The organism is Priestia sp. FSL W8-0001, assembly GCF_038050335.1.
Classification (GTDB): domain Bacteria; phylum Bacillota; class Bacilli; order Bacillales; family Bacillaceae_H; genus Priestia; species Priestia flexa.
Window position 1 is genome coordinate 3688157 of record NZ_JBBPAL010000001.1, and the last position, 21643, is coordinate 3709799.

At 38.7% G+C, this 21643-nt stretch carries 24 protein-coding genes and 1 riboswitch; of the genes, 4 read left to right on the forward strand and 20 right to left on the reverse strand.

The genetic code is table 11. The annotated features are described in order from the left end of the window. Positions 1 to 2 precede the first annotated feature (2 nt). The 13 genes from sufC to MKZ18_RS19510 form a co-directional block, all read right to left on the reverse strand. Positions 3 to 788: a Fe-S cluster assembly ATPase SufC gene (gene sufC / locus MKZ18_RS19450; RefSeq protein ID WP_025909435.1), complete on the reverse strand. Its 786-nt coding sequence runs from the start codon at positions 786 to 788 to the stop codon at positions 3 to 5. A gap of 225 nt (positions 789 to 1013) precedes the next feature. Next, positions 1014 to 1379 (reverse strand): carboxymuconolactone decarboxylase family protein, encoded by a 366-nt coding sequence (locus MKZ18_RS19455; protein WP_144594028.1) that lies wholly within the window; start codon positions 1377 to 1379, stop codon positions 1014 to 1016. Between the two features lie 124 nt (positions 1380 to 1503). Continuing rightward, the gene (locus tag MKZ18_RS19460; protein ID WP_025909437.1) at positions 1504 to 2346 is read right to left on the reverse strand and encodes a MetQ/NlpA family ABC transporter substrate-binding protein; all 843 of its coding nucleotides are present in this window, start codon (positions 2344 to 2346) and stop codon (positions 1504 to 1506) included. 16 nt (positions 2347 to 2362) lie between these two features. Further along, positions 2363 to 3031, reverse strand: coding sequence for a methionine ABC transporter permease (locus MKZ18_RS19465; protein ID WP_025909438.1), 669 nt, complete (start codon positions 3029 to 3031; stop codon positions 2363 to 2365). After that, positions 3021 to 4049: a methionine ABC transporter ATP-binding protein gene (locus tag MKZ18_RS19470; RefSeq protein WP_025909439.1), complete on the reverse strand. Its 1029-nt coding sequence runs from the start codon at positions 4047 to 4049 to the stop codon at positions 3021 to 3023. The genes MKZ18_RS19465 and MKZ18_RS19470 overlap by 11 nt, the downstream gene beginning before the upstream one ends. Positions 4050 to 4159: 110 nt before the next feature. Then, a riboswitch (SAM riboswitch) is annotated at positions 4160 to 4266 on the reverse strand. A 144-nt stretch (positions 4267 to 4410) separates the two neighbouring features. Further along, positions 4411 to 4710 (reverse strand): thioredoxin family protein, encoded by a 300-nt coding sequence (locus MKZ18_RS19475; RefSeq protein ID WP_061785062.1) that lies wholly within the window; start codon positions 4708 to 4710, stop codon positions 4411 to 4413. Positions 4711 to 4723: 13 nt separating this feature from the next. Then, on the reverse strand, positions 4724 to 5074 hold the full coding sequence (locus MKZ18_RS19480; RefSeq protein ID WP_025909441.1) for a toprim domain-containing protein: 351 nt from the start codon (positions 5072 to 5074) through the stop codon (positions 4724 to 4726). A 231-nt stretch (positions 5075 to 5305) separates the two neighbouring features. After that, a complete protein-coding gene (locus MKZ18_RS19485) occupies positions 5306 to 5548 on the reverse strand; it encodes a YusG family protein (protein ID WP_061785063.1) in 243 nt (80 codons plus the stop codon). A 108-nt stretch (positions 5549 to 5656) separates the two neighbouring features. Continuing rightward, a complete protein-coding gene (gene gcvH / locus MKZ18_RS19490; protein WP_061785064.1) occupies positions 5657 to 6040 on the reverse strand; it encodes a glycine cleavage system protein GcvH in 384 nt (127 codons plus the stop codon). 113 nt (positions 6041 to 6153) lie between these two features. Beyond that, positions 6154 to 6510, reverse strand: coding sequence for an arsenate reductase family protein (locus tag MKZ18_RS19495; protein ID WP_025909444.1), 357 nt, complete (start codon positions 6508 to 6510; stop codon positions 6154 to 6156). A 150-nt stretch (positions 6511 to 6660) separates the two neighbouring features. After that, positions 6661 to 8445 carry an acyl-CoA dehydrogenase family protein gene (locus MKZ18_RS19500; RefSeq protein ID WP_061785065.1) on the reverse strand — a complete coding sequence of 595 codons (1785 nt, stop codon included), beginning with the start codon at positions 8443 to 8445 and terminating at the stop codon, positions 6661 to 6663. A 21-nt stretch (positions 8446 to 8466) separates the two neighbouring features. Further along, the gene (locus MKZ18_RS19505) at positions 8467 to 9645 is read right to left on the reverse strand and encodes an acetyl-CoA C-acetyltransferase (protein WP_061785066.1); all 1179 of its coding nucleotides are present in this window, start codon (positions 9643 to 9645) and stop codon (positions 8467 to 8469) included. 12 nt (positions 9646 to 9657) lie between these two features. Then, positions 9658 to 12042, reverse strand: a complete 2385-nt coding sequence (locus tag MKZ18_RS19510) for a 3-hydroxyacyl-CoA dehydrogenase/enoyl-CoA hydratase family protein (RefSeq protein WP_076512332.1) — start codon at positions 12040 to 12042, stop codon at positions 9658 to 9660. Between the two features lie 181 nt (positions 12043 to 12223). On the opposite strand from MKZ18_RS19510, the gene MKZ18_RS19515 reads away from it, so the two are divergent. Beyond that, complete coding sequence (locus tag MKZ18_RS19515; RefSeq protein WP_076512331.1) at positions 12224 to 12373, forward strand: YuzL family protein; 150 nt, start codon at positions 12224 to 12226, stop codon at positions 12371 to 12373. Between the two features lie 51 nt (positions 12374 to 12424). Here the strand turns inward: MKZ18_RS19515 and MKZ18_RS19520 are convergent, their stop codons facing one another. The 6 genes from MKZ18_RS19520 to MKZ18_RS19545 all read right to left on the reverse strand — a co-directional run bounded on the left by MKZ18_RS19520 (position 12425) and on the right by MKZ18_RS19545 (position 17582). Continuing rightward, on the reverse strand, positions 12425 to 13342 hold the full coding sequence (locus MKZ18_RS19520; protein ID WP_061785068.1) for a proline dehydrogenase family protein: 918 nt from the start codon (positions 13340 to 13342) through the stop codon (positions 12425 to 12427). A gap of 365 nt (positions 13343 to 13707) precedes the next feature. Continuing rightward, complete coding sequence (locus MKZ18_RS19525; RefSeq protein ID WP_025909449.1) at positions 13708 to 13956, reverse strand: DUF2573 family protein; 249 nt, start codon at positions 13954 to 13956, stop codon at positions 13708 to 13710. Next, entirely contained in the window at positions 13949 to 14686 is a 738-nt protein-coding gene (locus MKZ18_RS19530; protein ID WP_025909450.1) for an IucA/IucC family C-terminal-domain containing protein, read from the reverse strand. The genes MKZ18_RS19525 and MKZ18_RS19530 overlap by 8 nt, the downstream gene beginning before the upstream one ends. Then, positions 14679 to 15503, reverse strand: a complete 825-nt coding sequence (locus tag MKZ18_RS19535) for an ABC transporter ATP-binding protein (RefSeq protein WP_025909451.1) — start codon at positions 15501 to 15503, stop codon at positions 14679 to 14681. Before MKZ18_RS19535 ends, MKZ18_RS19530 begins: the two co-directional genes overlap by 8 nt. A gap of 31 nt (positions 15504 to 15534) precedes the next feature. Next, positions 15535 to 16584 carry a FecCD family ABC transporter permease gene (locus tag MKZ18_RS19540; RefSeq protein WP_061786631.1) on the reverse strand — a complete coding sequence of 350 codons (1050 nt, stop codon included), beginning with the start codon at positions 16582 to 16584 and terminating at the stop codon, positions 15535 to 15537. After that, entirely contained in the window at positions 16581 to 17582 is a 1002-nt protein-coding gene (locus MKZ18_RS19545) for a FecCD family ABC transporter permease (RefSeq protein WP_061786632.1), read from the reverse strand. The genes MKZ18_RS19540 and MKZ18_RS19545 overlap by 4 nt, the downstream gene beginning before the upstream one ends. Before the next feature lie 183 nt (positions 17583 to 17765). Here MKZ18_RS19545 and MKZ18_RS19550 point away from each other — a divergent pair, with 183 nt between their 5' ends. The 3 genes from MKZ18_RS19550 (at position 17766) to MKZ18_RS19560 (ending at position 20664) form a co-directional block, all read left to right on the forward strand. Continuing rightward, positions 17766 to 18740 (forward strand): ABC transporter substrate-binding protein, encoded by a 975-nt coding sequence (locus MKZ18_RS19550; RefSeq protein WP_025909454.1) that lies wholly within the window; start codon positions 17766 to 17768, stop codon positions 18738 to 18740. A gap of 398 nt (positions 18741 to 19138) precedes the next feature. Continuing rightward, on the forward strand, positions 19139 to 19318 hold the full coding sequence (locus MKZ18_RS19555) for a YozQ family protein (protein WP_025907485.1): 180 nt from the start codon (positions 19139 to 19141) through the stop codon (positions 19316 to 19318). 143 nt (positions 19319 to 19461) lie between these two features. Beyond that, a complete protein-coding gene (locus tag MKZ18_RS19560; protein ID WP_061785938.1) occupies positions 19462 to 20664 on the forward strand; it encodes an MFS transporter in 1203 nt (400 codons plus the stop codon). A gap of 37 nt (positions 20665 to 20701) precedes the next feature. Here MKZ18_RS19560 and MKZ18_RS19565 read toward each other — a convergent pair whose 3' ends face one another. Next, complete coding sequence (locus MKZ18_RS19565) at positions 20702 to 21421, reverse strand: YebC/PmpR family DNA-binding transcriptional regulator (RefSeq protein WP_035319819.1); 720 nt, start codon at positions 21419 to 21421, stop codon at positions 20702 to 20704. Between the last annotated feature and the right edge of the window lie 222 nt (positions 21422 to 21643).

A 21643-nucleotide genomic window follows, 5' to 3' on the forward strand; every position in this document is an offset into this window, starting at 1 on the left:
GCTTATGCTTCTTGCCCTACAGTTTCGTCTTCAATACCTAATTCTTTCTTAATCCAGTCATAGCCTTCTGCTTCTAAGCGCTGAGCTAATTCAGGACCGCCTGATTTCACAACGCGACCTTGCATCATAACGTGAACATGGTCTGGTGTAATGTAGTTTAATAGACGTTGGTAGTGAGTAATCATTAAGCAACCAAAATCGCTACCACGTAGCTCGTTGATTCCTTTTGATACTACTTTTAACGCATCGATATCTAAACCTGAATCAATCTCATCAAGGATTGCAATAGCAGGTTTTAACATCATTAGTTGAAGGATTTCGTTACGCTTTTTCTCTCCACCAGAGAAACCTTCATTTAAATAACGTTGTGCCATATCTTGATCCATTTCTAAGAAGTCCATGTTTTTATCTAGTTGACGGATAAACTTCATTAGTGAAATTTCATCGCCTTCTTCACGACGCGCATTAATCGATGAACGTAAGAAGTCTGCATTTGTTACGCCGCTAATTTCACTTGGGTATTGCATTGCAAGGAACAGACCTGCACGCGCACGCTCGTCCACTTCCATTTCAAGTACGTCTTCACCATCAAGTGTAATGCTACCTTGTGTTACTTCATATTTAGGGTGCCCCATAATTGCTGAAGATAAAGTGGATTTACCTGTACCGTTTGGACCCATGATTGCATGAATCTCTCCGCCTTTAACTTCTAAGTTAACACCTTTTAAAATCTCTTTGCCTTCAATTGAAACATGAAGATCTTTAATGATTAAAGTTGAACCTGCCATACTAAAACCTCCAGTTATAGATGTATATACTAAAATCAGATATACCTATATCTTTTTAATTATTCTCATTTTATTCTCATTACAATCTTATAACAAATGAAAACTTATAGCAACCTTTTGAGATAAACGCTTTTCTCTTATATGTATACATATTTTACCCGTATAAAAAACGTTGCTTTCATAGGCGTAACCAACCTTTAAAGCAACGTCTGCTTATCATTTATTTTAGTGTGTTTGACGTTTTAATTCCTGCATGCATTCCTGCACTAACGTGACAGATTGACTCATCGCTGCTCCGCCACCAAATGCTGCCGAAACGCCACAAGCTTCTAAAATCTCTTGCTCAGTTGCTCCGTTATCTAAGCAACCTTTTGTATGATAAATCATGCAATATTCATTTTGAGCTACAACGCTAATTCCTAATGCAATCAGCTGCTTGTCTTTTTTAGAAATAGACCCTTCTTCAAAACAAGCCTCTGTGAAAGTGTTGAACGTTTCAGTCAATCGTGGAAGCTTTTCACTGAATGTTCCCATTCCTACCTTATAATTATGAAGTGCCTGCTCTGTTGAATGACTTGTTTCTTGTTGCATCCCTCTTGCCAACTCCATTCGTCATAGTTTTCATCATTAGTATGGATGATACAAATCGGAGTTATGCTTAACGCTAAAAATAGAAAAAATCGACCAGGCCTAAACCTAGTCGATTTTAATCTGTTTATTCGTTTACAGGAAGCACTGCGCCTTTATACTTCTCTTCGATGAAGTCTTGAATTTCTTTTGAGTGAAGTACTTCTACTAACGCTTTTACTTCTTCTTTGTTTTCATCACCTTTACGAACTGTGATAATGTTTGCATATGGATTGTTTTCTTTTGATTCTACAGCGATTGGATCTTTAACAGGGTCTAAACCAGCATCTAACGCATAGTTTGCGTTAATAACAACCGCATCGCCTTCATTGTTGTTATACACTTGAGGTAATAAACCACCTTCAACGTCTGCTTTAAACGTTAAGTTTTTAGGGTTTTCTACAATATCATCAAGCGTTGCATCTTGCTTTTTAACGCCTTCTTTTAACTTAATTACGCCTTCTTTTTCAAAAATTGAAAGAATACGACCTTGTTCTGCTACTGCATCACGCATAATTACCGTACCGTTTTTCGGAAGGTCTTTTAATGACTTGTACTTTTTAGAGTAGATACCGATTGGTTCGATATGAATAGCTCCTGCACTTACAAAATCATAATTTGGGTTTTCTTCTAATACAGATTCTAGATAAGGAATATGTTGGAAGTAGTTCGCATCAATTTCTTTTCCATCTAGTGCTGTGTTAGGTAAAATATAATCTTGGAATGGTTTAATGTCTAACTCAATTCCTTTTTCCTCTAACAATGGCTTTGCTTCTTCTAAAATTTCAGCGTGAGGAATGTTTGACGCCCCCACCACAATTTTCTTTTCGTCTTCTGATGAATCTGACCCACTGCCTCCAGATGAACCACAAGCAGCTAAACCTAAAACTAAAGCAGATGATAAAGCAAATGTTGAAACCCATTTTTTCATAATATATTTCCTCCTCTTATCGTTTATCAATTTTAGACGTGATAAAATCACCAATAAACTGGATAATAAATACAATCACTAAAATTAAAACTGTCGCAACAAGGGTTACATCACTATTATTTCGCTGGAAGCCTTCTAAATATGCTAAGTTTCCTAAACCACCAGCTCCAACCGCTCCAGCCATTGCTGTATAGCCAATGAGTGCGATTGCTGTAACCGTCAAACCAGAAATTAAAGCAGGCATTGATTCTGGAAGCAGCACTTTAAAGATAATTGTGCTTGTTTTCGCTCCCATCGATTTTGCTGCTTCAATCACACCTTTATCAATTTCGCGAAGGCCGATTTCAACCATACGCGCGTAAAATGGTGCGGCTCCAACAATAAGAGCTGGCAAAGCTGCTTCTGCTCCTAGCATTGTTCCCACAATTGCTTTTGTAAACGGAATGAGCAAAATTAGTAAGATGATAAATGGAATGGATCGAAAGATGTTTACAAAAGCTCCTATAATAATATTAACGAAGCGGTTTTCCCAAAGCTGACCTTTGCCTGTTAAAAATAGAAGTAAGCCTAGCACAATTCCTAATATAAACGTGGCAACAACTGAGATACTTGTCATATAAAGTGTTTCAATCGTTGCTGCACTAAATTTATCATACGTTACGTTTGGGAATAATTCAGTTAGCATCCGTCATCACCTCAATTTCTACCTGTTGTTCACGGATGTACTCAATTACTTTATTAACCTCTGCTTCTTCACCATCTAAATGAATAAATAAGGTTCCATAAGAACCCGTTTGTGTATAAGAAACTTTCCCTTGTAAGATGTTAATCGTGACATCAAATGCTTTTAAAATGCTCGTAATGAGCGGTTGCTCCGCTTTTCCACCTACAAATGTGAGCTGAACAATTCGACCGCTTGGATAAAGTTCCTTCACCTGCTCCACTGTCTCAAACGTTTCTTCTGGCTCTGAAATTTGCTGTACAAATCGCTTTGTAATATTTTGCTGTGGTTTACGGAATACTTCAAGTACTTCTCCTTGTTCGACTACTTTTCCATTTTCCATCACAGCTACACGATGACAAATTTTACGGATTACGTGCATTTCATGCGTGATTAAGACAATCGTTAAACCTAGCTTTTCATTAATATCAACTAGCAAATCCAAGATCGAATCTGTTGTTTGTGGATCAAGTGCCGATGTTGCTTCGTCACATAATAAGACTTTTGGGTTATTAGCTAACGCTCTTGCAATTCCTACACGCTGTTTTTGCCCGCCGCTCAGCTGAGATGGGTAGGCATTTTCTCTACCTTCTAATCCAACTAGTTTAATGAGCTCGTTTACACGTTCTGCTCGTTTGTTTTTTGGAACACCGGCAATTTCAAGTGGAAACGCAATGTTTTCTTGCACGGTACGAGACCAAAGTAAATTAAAATGCTGAAAAATCATGCTAATTTCTTGGCGAGCTTGTCTAAGCTTAGCACCTTTAATTTTCCCAATTTGATTTCCTGCTACTTCTACTGTTCCAGAAGTAGGTGTTTCTAAACCATTTAATAAGCGAATAAGAGAGCTTTTCCCTGCTCCACTATATCCAATGATGCCGAAGATTTCACCTTTTGCCACTGATAAATTAACCTGATCAACGGCCGTGACTTTCCCACTTTTAGCATCATATATTTTCGTTACATCTTGTAACGTAATCATCTTCTTCACCTTCTTTGTTGACTTGCTCTGTCTGCTTAGTGTGTCCTTGCTTTTAGAAAATAAAAAAACCTTTCTACACGTGAGCAGAAAGGTTTTTGATAAAATCCTTTCTCTCATCTTTCAAAGCTTATGCTTTGCAGGAATTGGCACCATTTCAGTTAGTCTGACGGTTGCCGGGTTTCATAGGGCACAGTCCCTCCACCTCTCTTGATAAGAGTTAACGACAAATTATTGAAATTATTTTGTTTTCATCAAATATTCATTCATTTATGTTTGTGATTCTAGCATGTGTCAGAAAGGGTGTCAACAAAAAATGCGCATAGGATAATAATCCCATGCACACCCTTAAACAAATGTTTGTTTAACTAAGACGTTCCATTACGTATTCAACAGAGTGAAAAGCATACAGCTTCTGCTTCACTTCGCCATTTCCATATTCAATTAGGCATGGAACACTTTCAATTTCGAGCAAAGACGCTTTAGCAGGCATATAGTTTAAATTACTCATTCCGATTGTTAAGTCTGGAATAATCGCTTCTACTACTGTTAACATTTTTTTAGCTAGTTGGCACGTTCCACAAAGGGGTGTATGGAAAAAAATAACCGTACGCTCGTCTTTATTTAGCTTTTCGTCTAGCTGTTCCTCTGTCCACTCTTCCATGTTACTCATCCTTCTATATTAAAAATTCTGCGTTAACATCTATATTAGCACTTAAAAGTACCGTAGCAATATGATTTCTTGGGGCCGCCGCTACCTCACGATACATTTTATCGATATAAAGGTGCTCCGCTTCCGGAAGTTCTTTTTTAAACTGTTTCCGTAATTTATTGCCGGAATCATCTGAGTCAACCAAGATATACACATCTTTATCATACGTGGAATCGATAATCTCATCTAGCTTTGACAAGCTGATGGTTCCATTTGTACAAATAATCTCAATCGGTTCATTAATAATACTTTCGATTCGCTTTTTGTCAGACTTACCTTCTACAATAATTACTTTTTCAATTTCTATTAAACGCATCGTCATCACCTATGATTATCAGTTGTATAGTAACGTTATTCCTTTATGCTATACAATATTCGTTAATGTAACACAGTTCCCCTGTTTTTTAAAAGATTTTGCTGTAAAAAGAACATATATGAATTGTTTTTTATTGAAAAAATAGACTATTTTCGATCATCTTAGACTGATGGCGCCAAACCTTATGTGGTTGGCGCCATCAGTCTTGCACTCAGAGGTTTCATGCTAAATTTAGCACCAACCCTCTTCTGAATCGCAGTCCGTATACTTTTGTGTAGCTCCAGCCTGGACGTCAGCATACTGATAAATCTTGTTATTTTCTTGCGTGTAACCTGACTCTAAATTATATTGATTACCCGTTGCACCATAATTCACATGGCCAATTGATTGTTTATCTACATACAATTGCATACCATTTTCATGAAATTTTGCTGTAATTCGATCCGTTATGTCAACTTTTTTACGTTCGAACATAAAAAGACACCCCTTTAGCTTGTTTACTAAATAGAGTGCCCTTTTTGTTATAGGTCCATGAAGACAAATTATGGATATACCAAGTGAAATGTCTTAAGATGAAGTCAATTAACCTTCGTTAATCATTTCATCGTATTGTTCAGCTGTCATAAGCTTCTCAACATCTTCCGAATCAGCAGGCTTAATTACAACCATCCATGCTTTTTCATATGGAGACTCGTTTACAAACTCAGGATTATCGCTTAATTCTTCGTTTACTTCTACAACCTCACCGCTAATTGGTGCATATAGCTCTGATACTGTTTTCACAGATTCTACGCTACCAAACGGCTCGTCTGCTTCAACTTTATCGCCAACTTCTGGAAGCTCAACAAATACAATGTCACCAAGTTCAGATTGTGCAAAGTGTGTAATTCCTACCCGGAAAACTTCTCCTTCGCTTTTTACCCACTCATGCTCTTCTGAATAACGCAACTCTTTTGGTGTACTCATCTTAATCCCTCCAATAAATTATGTATGCCGCTAATGAATAGCAACGACTACCTCTTATCAGTGTAACGTAAACAACAGGTTTTTTCTATTTGAATCCGCACGGAATTTTAAATTTATTTCCACGTTGTGTCAAATTCTTCTTCTTTAAACCCTACCGTTACTTTATCACCGTCAGTTAATAACGGGCGCTTGATTAACATCCCGTCAGATGAAAGGATTTCAAGTAATTCCTCATCACTTGCTGTTGCAACTTTGTCTTTCAGACCTAGCTCACGATACTTCTTTCCGCTTGTATTAAAGAATTTCTTTAGCGGCAAGCCACTATTTTGATAATAGCTCGTTAGCTGCTCTTTCGTTGGTGGATTTTCGATAATATGAATTTCTTCATACGCCACACCATTTTGATCTAGCCATTGTTTTGCTTTTCGACATGTACCACATTTAGGATATGAATAGAATAATACGCTCATTATTTCGCCTCCTTTTTCTTCGCTTTTTCGTATTTTAACACATCCAACTTTAATTTACCTATTTTAGTTTGCAGTTAAACAAAGAAAAGCTGTGTAAAGGAGAATACTCATACTTTCCCTTTACACAGCTCTCTATTACATACTTTAAAATTACACAATAAAGCGCTCTTCTTCCAATACAACCTTTGCAATTTCTCGCTTAACAACAATAACGTTGACCGGCGTGTGACGAGTTAGCTTTCGTAATGACGAGAGCATCATACGTAGCGTATCTCCTTCTTCTACAGCAATAAGCGTTTCTTTTGCATCCGCTTCAATTTTATTAAATGCTTCTTGGCAGAATACTTTTGTATAGTTGACTTTAAGCTGATTTTTTTCTTCTCCATTTTTCAAAATTGCTTTTTCCGTACGTAATACAGCAGATTCCATTGCATATACGTTGCTGATCATGTCAGAAATATTAACTAACACCTCTTGTTCACCCTCAAGTTTTTTACCATACTTTTGAGCTGCTAGACCAAGTAGTAATAGCGCAATTTTTTTACCATTACGAACTAATAGTTTAGATTGATCTAATGCGCCTTCTCCAGCTTCTTCAGGCATTAGCATCATAAGCTCTTCCTGTAGTGACTGAGCTTTTTGTAACAATGGAAGCTCACCTTTTAAGGCTTTGCGTAAGTACGTTCCTGGCACCAATAAACGATTGATTTCATTTGTTCCTTCAAAAATACGGTTGATTCGAGAATCACGGTACAAGCGCTCAATTTCATATTCGCTCATAAAGCCATAGCCACCATGAAGCTGAACTCCCTCGTCTACTAAATAATCTAGCACTTCCGTTGCAAATACTTTATTTAACGAACACTCAATGGCATACTCTGCAATTGAGGCAGCAATTTCTTTTCCATCTTTTTGTTGCTCTTCCGATAGCTGACCCATTCTGTCTTCAAAGAGACCAACCGTACGATAAACAGAGCTTTCAGAAGCATATAATTTCGATGCCATGGTTGCAATCTTTTCTTGTGTTAACGAAAATTTTGCAATCGGTGTCTTAAACTGTTGGCGTTGATTCACGTATTCAGAAGTTAATTCTATCGCACGCTTACCAGCTCCTACTGCCCCTACACCTAGCTTATAGCGACCGATATTTAAGATATTAAACGCGATGATATGACCTTTTCCAATTTGTCCAAGTACGTTTTCTTTTGGTACATGTGCATCTTCTAAAATAAGGGTACGCGTTGAAGAGCTCTTAATACCCATTTTCTTTTCTTCAGGACCAACAGATACACCCGCATAGTCACGTTCAACGATAAACGCTGAGAACTGCTCTCCATCTATTTTCGCATACACAACAAATACATCAGCAAAACCAGCGTTTGTAATCCATTGTTTTTCACCATTTAACACGTAGTGAGTACCTTCTGCATTTAGACGAGCGACTGTTTTCGCTCCCAATGCATCTGAACCTGATCCTGGCTCTGTTAACGCATACGCGGCAATCTTACCTCCAGTTGCTAAATCTGGTAGATACTTTTGCTTTTGCTCCTCTGTTCCGAACAACACAATCGGAAGAGAACCGATTCCAACATGTGCACCGTGTGTGATAGAAAATCCGCCTGCACGCGACATTTTTTCAGCAATTAATGCCGATGCAATCTTATCTAATCCAAGACCTCCATACTCTTCTGGAACATCAGCTCCTAGTAATCCAAGGTCACCGGCTTGCTTTAATAGCTTTACTGAGCGATCAAACTCATGCTTTTCTAAAAATTCTACTTGCGGTATTACTTCGTTTTCAACGTATTCATCCGTTGTTTTGGCAATCATTTTATGTTCGCTTGTGAAATCCTCCGGTGTATATACTCGCTCTGCTGAAAGATCGTTAATTAAAAAGCTACCACCTTTAATTGTTTGTTCCGTTTGGTTTGCCATCTCCATATCCCCCTTATTTCATTAAGCTAATAATTCAAATACACCAGCAGCGCCCATCCCGCCACCAATACACATCGTTACAACGCCAAATTGTTCATTTCTTCTCTTCATTTCATGCAATAAACTGAGCGTTAATTTTGTACCGGTGCAGCCAAGTGGATGGCCCAGAGCAATTGCCCCACCGTTAACATTCACACGATCTTCGTCAATGTTCAATTCACGAATAACCCCTAACGCTTGAGATGCAAAGGCCTCGTTTAACTCAAATAGTCCAATATCTGAAAGTTCAAGTCCCGCTAGCTTTAATGCTTTTGGAATAGCTGCTATTGGACCAATCCCCATCACTTCTGGTGGAACGCCACCAACTGCAAACGAACGAAACTTTGCTAGCGGACGCAAACCTTCTGCATCTGCTTGTTCACGGTCCATTAGCATTACGGTAGCAGCTCCATCACTTGTTTGCGATGAATTCCCTGCCGTTACCGAACCCGTCATAGAAAATGCAGGTCGTAACTTGCTTAAAATTGCTGCTGTTGTCCCTTCACGCACTCCTTCATCTTGTGAAAAAACAACCTTATTTTCTTCCATTTTATTTTGACTATTTAACCTTCTCATCGTCACTTCAACAGGTACAATTTCATCTTTAAACTTGCCTTCTTGAAGAGCTTTAGCTGCTTTTTGATGACTTCTTACAGCAAATGCATCTTGGTCTTCACGTGAAATGCCATATTTCAGCGCAACTTGCTCAGCTGTATGCCCCATTCCCATGTAATATTCAGGTGCATTTTCTACCAGCTGTACATTCGGGCGAGCCACATTTCCAAACATCGGAACCATGCTCATAGACTCGGCTCCTCCAGCCAATACCGTCTTGGCCTGCCCTAACATAATGCGCTCTGCTCCATAGGCAATACTCTGTAACCCTGAAGAGCAATAACGATTAATTGTAATCGCTGGAACGGTATATGGAAGTCCCGCTAACGCTCCGATATTACGAGCCATGTTCAAGCCTTGTTCGGCTTCTGGCATGGCACAGCCAATAATTAAATCGTCAATTGGTCCTTCATAGCCTCCTGCTCTTCTCAGCGTTTCCTTTACCGTAATTGCACCTAAATCATCAGGACGAACCGTAGCAAGCGTACCTTTTTTCGCTTTTCCAACCGGTGTTCTAGCACCAGCTACAATTACCGCTTCTCTCATTCCTTCTCCCCCTTAGTTACGCAATGGTTTCCCTTTTACTAGCATATGTTGCATACGTTGTTGAGACTTCATCTCTCCCACTAAGCTCAAGAATGCTTCTCTCTCTAAATCTAGTAAATAATCTTCGTCTACTTTTGTTCCATAAGGTACGCGTCCGCCAGCAATAACAAACGCTAATTTCTTCGCAATTTCATAATCATGATCAGAAATGAAGCCTGAATACTTCATTGATTGAGCTCCTAACAATAAAGTTGCATATCCCGTTTCACCAACGACCGGCACTTTTTCACGAATCGGTGGCTTATAACCGGCCTGAGATAATGACAGAACAGACTGCTTTGCTTCATGAAGCAAATGGTCTTGGTTTGAGGTGATGCCATCTTGGTGATTTAAGAAATTTAGCTCTCTTGCATGAAGAGCAGAACTAGAGACTTTAGCTGTGGCAATCGTTTCAAACGTTTTATTTGCAATTTGCTGCAAATCTAAGGTCACATCATTTGGAAGACCTTTTAACTGCTTTAAGTAAAGCTCTTTGTTTCCACCTCCACCTGGAATTAAGCCAACTCCGACTTCAACTAACCCCATATATGTTTCAGCAGATGCCTGAACTTTAGCAGTTGGTAAACAAATCTCTGTTCCTCCGCCAAGCGTCATCGCAAACGGTGCTGCAACGACAGGTTTTTCATTATATTTTACTTTCATCATCGCCTGTTGGAACTGACGAATAACAAATTCAATTTCAAAGAAATTATCGTCTTGAGCTTCCATTAAAATCATGGCTAGATTCGCACCCACGCAGAAGTTTTTACCTTGATTTCCAATCACTAGACCTCTGTAATTCCGATTCACTTCCTCTAATGATTCATTTAGCAGCTGAATAATATCTAGACCAATAGCATTGTTTGGTGATGTGAACTGCAAGCACGCCACATCATCTCCTAAATCAATTAAACTCGCACCACTATTCTTTTTAATGACTTTATCTTGCGCTTTTAATGCTGATAGATGGACAATTTTTTTGTTTTCCACAACTGGTTTATATTCGTTTCGATCATAATAAATTTTCTGTCCATCTAGCTCTTTATAAAATGCAGAAAATCCGCTTTCCTTCATTTCCTTGATCCAGTCAGGCATTTCTAACCCTTCGGTCTCCATTTTTTCAATCGCAGAGGTGAATCCAATTGCATCCCATGTTTCAAATGGACCATAATCCCAGCCAAATCCCCACTTCATCGCTTGATCAATAGCCACAATATCATCTGCAATTTCATCTTTTAACTGGGCTGAATAAAGTAAGACTGGGCTAATGATTTTCCATAAGAAGGACCCAGCACGGTCATCCGAATATAGAAGCGCTTTCATTTTATTGGAGAATCCTTTTGTTTGTTTACTTAATTCAACAGACGCTGTTCTAAGTTTTTTACGCTCTTCATACTGTAAAGTATCTGGATTTAACTCTAGAATTTCTTTGCCTTTTTTCAAGAAGAATCCTTGACCAGACTTACTTCCCAGCCAGCCGTTTTGCTGCATTATTTTCATAAATGCAGGAATGTTAAAAACCTCTTTTTCTTTTCCATCCACTTTATCGTAGACGTTATTAGCCACATGAATAAACGTATCAAGTCCTACAACGTCAAGCGTTCGGAACGTAGCGCTTTTAGGTCTTCCAATGAGTGGTCCCGTAATGGAGTCAACTTCACCAACGCTATAGCCACCTTTAAGCATTTCTTGAACTGTTACCAGCAAACCATAGGTTCCAATTCGATTTGCAATAAAATTAGGCGTATCTTTTGCAAGGACAACGCCTTTTCCAAGAATGTTTTCACCAAAATCCTTTATATATTGAACAACTTCTTCTTTTGTATCTTCAGTAGGAATAACTTCTAATAACTTTAAATAACGCGGTGGATTAAAGAAATGTGTTCCTAAGAAGTGCGTTTTAAAATCATCAGATCGACCGCTTGCCATTGCTTCAATTGAAATACCTGAAGTGTTTGAACTTATAATAGTTCCTGGCTTCCTTACCGCATCAACTTTTTCAAAGAGCTGTTGTTTTACATCTAATCGTTCAACCACCACTTCAATGATCCAGTCACAATCGCTCAGCTTTTCAAGGTCATCTTCTAAATTTCCTGCCTGAATGAAAGCCACTCGTGATTTGGCCATTAAAGGAGCAGGCTTCTGCTTAGCTAAATTTTTTAATGCCGTTAAGCTCATTCGATTACGTACCTGTGGACTTTCTAGCGTCAGTCCACTTTTGGTTTCTTCCGGATTTAATTCACTGGGCACAATATCCAATAGCAAGGTTTCGATTCCCGCGTTTGCTAAGTGTGCTGCAATGCCAGATCCCATTACCCCTGAGCCAATTACAGCTGCCTTCTTAATTTTAAAGCTCATTCTTACATCCCCCTCTATACATTGAATGAACAGTCATTCATTTTATAATTAAAAAAAAGAGAGCTACTTTTAATCTCTGATATTACTATAAAACATTTTTTAAATTTTCGCAATATACGAACATAATTATTTACAACTATTTTTTATTTCTTTGGTTATATTAAACCCAGGAGGTGATACCATGTCACGCTTAAAAAAAGATCCTTCATCAGCAGGTGTAAGCGCAGCTAGCGTTAAAGGAAATGCTGGCCCAACACAAGAAGTGCATAATCACGGTAAAAAAACATCTCAAAATCAACAATATGGAAAACAAAATATGCAGGATAATTAAGCTATAGATCGAACAAGGAGGTATCGTCTTGTTCGATCTTTTTCATGAATATTATTTTTTCACAATGCCCTTTAAAATAAAAGCTACATTCGCTGGACGCTCAGCTAGCCTTCTCATAAAATATCCGTACCAATCCTTCCCGTACGGTACATATACACGCATCGTATATCCTTCTTTCCTTAACTGCTTTTGACGCTCGGGTCGAATACCAAACAACATTTGAAACTCAAATTGATCACGCGGAATATCATGAATGACTGCTAACTTCTTTGTATACTCAATAATTTGATCATCATGCGTTGCAATTGCTGTATAGTGACCATTAAGCAAGTGTAATTTAATGAGATTCTTAAAACTATCATCTACATCAATTTTATCTGGAAAGGCAACGGCCGCTGATTCCTTATATGCTCCTTTTACTAGTCTTAGGTTTGGAGCGTATCCACTCAGGGTTTTAATATCCTGCTCTGTTCGATATAAGTATGCTTGAAGTACCGTACCAACATTATCGTAGCGCTTTTTAAGTTCTTTAAAAATATTAATGGTCTTTCCGCAGCGCTGGTAATCTTCCATATCAATTGTAATGAATACATTATATTGTTTTGCTTCCTTCAAGATGTATTCCATGTTTTTCATGACTAACTCTGTGGAAATATCTAAGCCCATTGATGTTAACTTTAATGAAAGCTGAGAGCTAAGCTTCTCTTGGTGAATGCGTCGAATTGCTTGGATACAATGTTCCGTCATATAACCAGCCTCTTCTTCCGTTGTAACAAATTCACCCAAGTGATCAATTGTAACATCCAGCCCTTGGTCATTTAGTTCACGCACTACGTCTACTGCTCCGCCGATTGTCTCACCTGCTACAAAACGCGCGGCTCCAAAGCGTAAGCCATAATGCTTCGCTAACTTTGTTAACATTTTATTTTGAGATAAAAATAAAAAAAAGTTGCGCATCGTTTGTTCCATAGCATTTCCCCCGATTTTTTATCTTCTGAGCTTATATTAAAGCTTCCACCCTTCACCGAGCCGTTTAATATAGCAGTTATTATACATTTTAACATTTTTTTTTAAAATAGAGATACATTCAACTAGCAACTTGTCGTCTTTTCTTTACTAGTATATGTACCTTATTTTTGTCCGGTTCTGCAATTTATTTAGACAAAAAAGAGGATGGGACATAACAAAACAAATTTCCCAAAAGAAGAACGTTCCATTCCACTCTGTTTCCAACATTGTTTTCACAATCAACAAAAAACCTAAACGATTAAAAATGAGGAACTCTCAATCGTTTAGGTTTATCATTGACTGAATTACTTATGTCCCAGCCTCTTTTAGCTTTTGCTTTCACGAAGCTCTTCGTTTAAGCTTTTTATTTCTTTAATTAGTTCGACCATCTCTTGCTTAGCCTCAGGATATTGATGATTCCAATGCTTAATTAACGGTGGCATTGACTTTGAAATATATGTATACAAAGCCCACTTCTCAATCTTATCCTTTAAATCTGGATTTGTTTCTCCCACCATGAGCTCCGTATATTTTTCTAGAAGTGCATCAAACTTCTCGTTAAATTCTTTATCCATAAATTGGCGCCTCCTTGTCTTGTGCTCGACATAAAATGGGACAGCTTTTACAATACTTCTTCTTTCCAGCCAGCTGATAGGATAGACAGCACGTTTGACGACTTTTTGCTCTTGTATAGCACCTTAAAGGGTTGACTTCATATTGACCAAACTGATTACCCGCTGCTTCATAGAAAAGATAAGTAAAGTCATCTTCTAACTGAAGCTGATTGACGTTATTATCTTTTTTTAATTGGTCATATAGCCAAAGTAGGTACACGGCAATGTTTTCCCACAGCACCCTTTTTGAAATACCTGTATATTGATTAAGTGGATTCCAGATTGACTCAAATCCTTCAGACAAGAGTTCAGTCACTATTTCTTTTCGTTCTTCGTTTCGATTCGCTACGTCAACTTGAGTAATGGCTTGTTCCGGGTAATAGACTTGAGGTAACCATAACCCATCATCTTCACACTCTGCTTGTAAAGAAAGGCGCTGCACGTCGACTCTTTTTTGACATACTGAAAAGGCATATAAGCAGCCTGCTGCTACAAACCCCAATCTTTTTGCAAAAATAGAAGCGACCACTCTTAAGTTGGGCGCTTCTATCTTGTCTTGAATAAAAGAGAGAGCACTCTCCATCTTCCGCTCATCAGCAAGATCTGCTATCTTCATCTCATAGGCTGACGTTTGTATAAAAGTAGCTCTAAACTTCTCTGCTAACGCTTGCTGTTCTTTTTTATTAAGCATGCTGGAGTTCAGCTCCAACCTTTTGAACCACACATCTTCCTCTGCCGTGCGGAATACAAAGCGGTGTCCCAAAAAGCGGGTCAACTGTTACTTCACAATTCATATTAAACACATTACGAACCAGCTGACACGTAATCACTTCTTCAGGTTTTCCCTGCGCATAAATTTGTTTGTCCTGAAGTGCTACAATATGGTGAGCATAACGACATGCTAAATTTAAATCATGTAAAACCATTACGATTGTTCGCTGTTCTTTTTCATTTAGTTCAAACAGCAAATCAAGGATTTCAATTTGATGAGTCATATCCAAATACGTTGTTGGTTCGTCAAGCAAGATAATATCCGTATCTTGAGCAAGAGTCATAGCAATCCAAGCACGCTGCCTTTGCCCTCCAGATAAAGAGTCTACCTGCCGATCAGCTAAATCACTTAGCCCTGTCGATTCTAGCGCTTTTTGAACCTTTTCTTCGTCTTCTTTCGACCATTGGCGAAACCAATTTTGATAAGGGTAACGCCCCTGCTTCACAAGCTGTAAAACAGTAAGACCCTCAGGTGCTACCGGTCCTTGGGGTAGGATAGCTAATTGCTTAGCAATTTCTTTTGTTGGCAAAGATGATATTTTAGATCCTTCTAACAGAACCGAACCTGTTTGCGGCTTTAAAAGCCGAGCAAGTGAGCGTAACAGCGTTGACTTCCCACAGCCGTTACTTCCGATAAAAACCGTAATCTCCCCTTTAGGAATCTTCAAATCTAATTCATTGATAATCATTGTTTCTCCATACGACAAGCTTAACGACTTTGTTTCTAATGAATGCATGACTTTCACTCCTTTTTTGAAAAGATTAAGTTTAGACGTTACGCTGCTTATATAACAAGTAGATAAAATATGGTGCTCCAATTGCTGCTGTGAAAACACCTGCTGGTATTTCAAGCGGTAAAAAGAACGTTCTTCCTACTAAATCTGCAGCCACAATTAAAATTGCACCAATCAGTGCCGATAATGGAAGCAATACTCCAAACGACGAGCCAACGAGGCGGCGAGCAATATGAGGTGCTAATAGCCCAACAAAGCTAATACCTCCAGCAAACGCGACGGCGGTACCCGTTAGTGCCGTACTCATTACAAGCAGCATTAAGCGGTTTTTTTGAACATGACTTCCCACATTAATAGCAACTTCTTCACCCAGCTCTTGAATATTCAGGTTACGAACCATAACCAATGCAATAATGATTAAAATAACAGTAATTGGCGCAATCGTATATACATTTGTCCAGTTTGATCCATATACGCTACCAGTAATCCAAATATTCGCTTGGCTCGCTTGATAAATTGGACCCATAATCATAAATAAGGTTGTCATTGCCTTGGTCAAAGCGGTTAAGCCGATGCCAATCAGTACTAAGGTAATCGGTGATACTCCGTTTCGCCAAGCGAAAATATAAAGCAAGATTGCTACAATTAAAGCGCCTAAAAATGCGCTAAGCGGCAGCCATTGAATGCTAACTGTTAGGGAGTTTTTCTCGTCGCTAAATAATGCTAAAAATAAAACGACTCCAACAGAAGCTCCTCCCGTTAAACCAATTAAGTCTGGTGATGCCAAAGGATTGCGAACAAGACCTTGAAGAATGGCTCCTGCTGCCGCTAAGCAAATGCCTGCACAAATAGCGACAAGAATACGAGGTAACCGAAATGACGTGACCACTAATTTTTCAAACTCAAGGCCCTGCCCAAATAAAATTCCGATAATTTTAAATGGGCCAATGAACAATTCACCCATCCCAGCACTTAATACAAAGAGTGCAAACAGTAACAATGTACAAACTGAAATAATAATTGTAGCTTTTATATTTAGTAAAAAAGAGAGATTTTTTAAACGAATCGGTTGATATTTCTTCATGCTTTAGCGCCCTTTCTTGCTAAATAAATAAAGAATGGGGTTCCAATAAAAGCAGTCATAACGCCAACAGGAATCTCTTCCGGCATAATAACATAGCGAGCTGCAATATCTGCAATTAACAGCAAAATCCCCCCTGCTACTGCGCTATAAGGGAAAATCCAACGATAGTCGTGGCCCACAAACGCTCTTACGATATGAGGAATGATAATACCTACAAAGCTAATAGGGCCTGCAATGGCAACGGCTCCTCCTGCCAAGATGGCAATGAGTATACCTGCTGTTAGTTTGACAGCAACGGTTCGCTGCCCTAAACTTCTCGCCACATCTTCACCCATATTTAAAATATTTATTTTCCCTGCCAGAATAAATGACACGATAATTGCGACAGCAATATAAGGTAGTACGCCATACAACACTTCTAGTTTACGCCCTTGTACTGAACCTGCTAGCCAATACAGTACTTGATCGAGTGCTGTTTCATCCAATACGAGTAAACCTTGTGTTAAAGAAGAAAAAAACGCAGCAATTGCTGCTCCAGCAAGCGTCATTTTTATAGGCGTTAGTCCTTCTTTACCAATCGAGCCTAACAAATACACTGCTACTACGGTTAAAGCCGCTCCAACAAATGCAATCCACGTAAAGGCTTGCAGAGAGTTTACTGAAAAAATCATGATGGCAACCACGATAAAAAAACCTGCTCCAGCATTCACACCAAGAATATCAGGGGAAGCAAGCGGATTTTTCGTTAACGCTTGCATCATTGCGCCTGCAATCCCAAGACATGCACCTACAACAGCACCTATTAGAGCACGTGGTAATCGAACATTTTGTATAACTAAATGTTCGTTTGAACCATCGAACGACTGGAACGCATTTATAGCTGTTTTTATGCTTGTATCTGTATAGCCTAAGACAATGCTTAAACCAATACAAATTAGTAGAAAGATTATACTTAAAATTAAACCAGTTACTCTCATTTGTCTATTTTGCAAAATCATCTTCATTGCTCCTCTAAGGTAGCCTATTTAACTATTACTTTCTTTTAGTTTAGGGAACATTAAAATGAGTGTCAATGACTTTGAGAATCATTTTCAACTTTTTATTGACAGCCTTTAATTTTTGCAATATTATCATAGTTGTAATTGAAAATCATTATCAATCATACATAGGGGGTTCATTAAATGAAAGCGTCTAAAGTGAAATATTTATTCTCACTGATGGCTGTAATGGTTCTTGTTTTCTTAGCAGCTTGCGGTAATTCATCATCTGAAGGTGAAAAAGAAAACAGCGACAGCGCAGCAAAAGATCAGTCTTATACAATTAAACACGCAATGGGTGAAACAAAAATTGACGGAACGCCAAAACGTGTTGTTATTTTGACAAATGAAGGTACGGAAGCACTATTAGCTATGGGTGTTAAGCCAGTCGGAGCAGTAGAGTCTTGGTTAGGAGATCCTTGGTATGACCATATTAAAGACCAAATGGAAGGTGTTAAAAGCGTAGGTACTGAAAGCGAACCTAGTCTTGAAACGATTGCATCTTTAAAGCCAGACTTAATTATTGGTAACAAAATGCGTCAAGAAAAAGTGTATGATCAATTAAGCCAAATCGCACCAACTGTTTTTGCTGAAGAACTAAGAGGCGACTGGAAAGAAAACTTCAAGCTTTACTCAAAAGCAGTAAATAAAGAAGATGAAGGTAAAAAAGTATTAGCTGACTTTGATAACCGAGTGGCTGATTTAAAAGAGAAGCTTGGAGACCAAAAGAAAGAAGAAATTTCAGTTGTACGTTTTACAGCTGGCGATGTACGTATTTATCATAAAGATTCATTTTCTGGTGTAATTCTAGATCAACTTGGCTTTGCTCGTCCTGAATCACAACAGCAGAACGACTTAGCTGAAATGAACGCAACAAAAGAGCGTATTCCAGCGATGGATGGAGATAAATTATTCTACTTCTCATACGAAACTGGTGATGGAGAAGCTACAAAGGTAGCTGAAGAGTGGACCAACGATCCATTGTTTAAAAACTTGAACGTATCAAAAACAGATAGCGTGTATCCTGTAGAAGATGCAATCTGGAATACTGCTGGTGGTGTATTAGCTGCGAATATCATGCTAGATGATATTGAAAAAGTATTTTTATCTGAAAAATAAACAACAGGAGGCTGGGACATAAGTAGTTCAGCCTCTACTATACCTGAACGATTGAGAGTTCATAACTTTTAATCGTTCAGGTTTTTTGTTGATTGTGAAAACAATGTTGGAAACAGGGTGGAATGGAGCGTAGGACACTCGACTCCTGCGGGAAAGAGAGGGAAAACGGAGATCCCGCAGCGCAGCGAGGAAGCTCAGGTTCCTCCCCGCGGAAAGCGAGTGACCGTAGCGCAATGGAACGAACGGGTTGAGACAAATCAAAGAGATGGGAACAGCTAGTGTTTGTCTTTTAGAAGCAATCATTTTGTTATGTCCCAAACTCTTTTTTTGTATATATCTTTCCCTACTCACACAAACTGAGGAAGAAGTTTATTTCACTAAGGAAAGGAAGATACAATATGAATAAAAATGAAAACCAAAAACAAATTAAACCCGTCAATACAAATGATTTAGCAGGACGTCAATTTAAAGCTGCAGACTACAAAAATTCAGATGAAGTATCACAAGGCCTTTCTGAAACGCATGAACAAATGAGCGACACTTACCAAGAAGGTACGATTGAAGACACAAATCGCTAATGCTACAAAGACGCTTACTAGCGTCTTTTTTCCATTCTCTACCCTCTCACTTTTGCCAAACTCAAAATTACTAGTGACAAAATGTAAAGACAGTTGTAAACTGTTTAAGACTACTGTAAAGACATCTGTTAGAGGAGGACCCTATGAGTAAGAACAATTTGTCTGAACGTCAGCTATTAAACATCGCCGGACTCGGTTGGTTATTCGATGCAATGGACGTAGGCATTCTTTCGTTTATTATTGCAGCTCTACATACAGAATGGAACCTTACACCTAATGAAATGAGCTGGATTGGTAGTGTGAACTCCATCGGCATGGCTGTTGGAGCTCTTGTTTTTGGATTGCTTGCGGATCGAATCGGTCGAAAATGGGTGTTCATTATTACACTATTACTCTTTTCAATTGCGAGCGGATTGTCTGCTTTATCGACAACTTTATGGATGTTTTTAATTTTACGATTTATTATCGGAATGGGACTAGGCGGAGAGCTTCCTGTTGCTTCAACACTTGTATCAGAGACCGTAGCTCCCGAAAGACGAGGGAAAATCATTGTATTGCTGGAAAGCTTTTGGGCATATGGCTGGTTAGCTGCCGCACTTATTTCATACTTTGTTATCCCAAACTTCGGCTGGCAAATCGCATTATTAATTACCGCTTTACCTGCTTTTTACGCACTTTATTTGCGTATCAAACTTCCAGATTCACCGAAGTTTACACAGTCAATTGCAGAACATAAACCATCCGTTTTAGATAATATTAAGCATGTATGGAGCAAAGACTATCGTAAACCAACAATCATGTTATGGATTCTTTGGTTTTGCGTTGTATTCTCCTACTACGGTATGTTCTTATGGTTACCAAGCGTGATGGTTATAAAAGGATTCAGCTTAATTAAAAGCTTTGAATACGTACTCATTATGACTCTTGCACAACTGCCGGGCTATTATACGGCCGCTTGGTTCATTGAACGAATGGGACGAAAATTTGTACTAATCACCTATCTCATTGGAACGGCTGCAAGCGCATATTTCTTCGGAACTGCAGAGTCTCTCGGCTTACTGCTAGCATCAGGAATGCTTTTGTCGTTCTTTAACTTAGGTGCTTGGGGAGCTTTATATGCGTATACACCGGAGCAATATCCGACAGTTATTCGCGGTACTGGTGCAGGAATGGCTGCTTCCTTTGGCAGAATTGGAGGAATTTTAGGCCCACTGCTTATTGGTTATTTAACAACTAAAGGCGCTTCTCTGACCGTTATATTTACTATTTTCGCAGGAGCTATCTTAATTGGTGTGGCATCGGTTATTTTCTTAGGATCTGAAACAAAACAAAAAGAATTAGCTTAATAAAAAAGGCGTTCCACATGGGAACGTCTTTTTTAAATTATTCACTTAGATCAACGTTATGGTAGACCTGTTGAACATCGTCTAAGTCTTCAAGTGCATCAATCATTTTTTCAAACTGAGCTTTTGCATCCTCAGGTAACGTCACATCGCTCTGAGCTAGCATCACAATTTCTGCCACCGTAAATTCCGTAATACCAGCTTCTTTAAAAGCAGCTTGTACAGCGTGGAACTGATCTGGCTCAGCGTAAACAATCACTGCATCTTCTTCTTCTAAAATATCGCGAGCGTCAACGTCTGCTTCCATTAAAATTTCAAGAACTTCGTCTGATGATTTGCCTTCCAGTCCAATAACAGCAGTTGCATCAAACATATAAGAAACAGATCCACTAACGCCCATATTACCGCCGTTTTTACCAAAAGCAGCGCGAACGTCTGAAGCTGTGCGGTTTACATTGTTTGTTAACGCATCAACAATAACCATTGAACCGTTTGGACCAAAGCCTTCATAACGAAGCTCGTCATAACTTTCTTCTCCGCCACCTTTTGCTTTTTCAATTGCACGGTCAATGATAGCTTTTGGTACGTTATACGTTTTCGCTCGCTCTAAAACAACTTTTAGCGCTTGGTTTGCTTCTGGATCCGGCTCACCTTGTTTTGCTACTACATAAATTTCACGGCCAAATTTAGCATAAATTCGACTTGTTTGAGCATCTTTTGACGCTTTCTTTTCTTTGATATTATTCCACTTACGACCCATATTTTTCACTCTCTTTCGAATGTATATCTAATGTTAAAACATCACTCTGCCACCTTCTATTATACCGCAATTAATTTATTCGGCAATTCTTTCAGCACCATCATCATTCATCTTTACATGATGATAAATAAAAGCTACTACAAAGAATAAGCTCATATACTAAGCTAGAAATCGTCTGATACCCTACCTTCAAAAAGGATATCATCGGGATCGAAAATAATT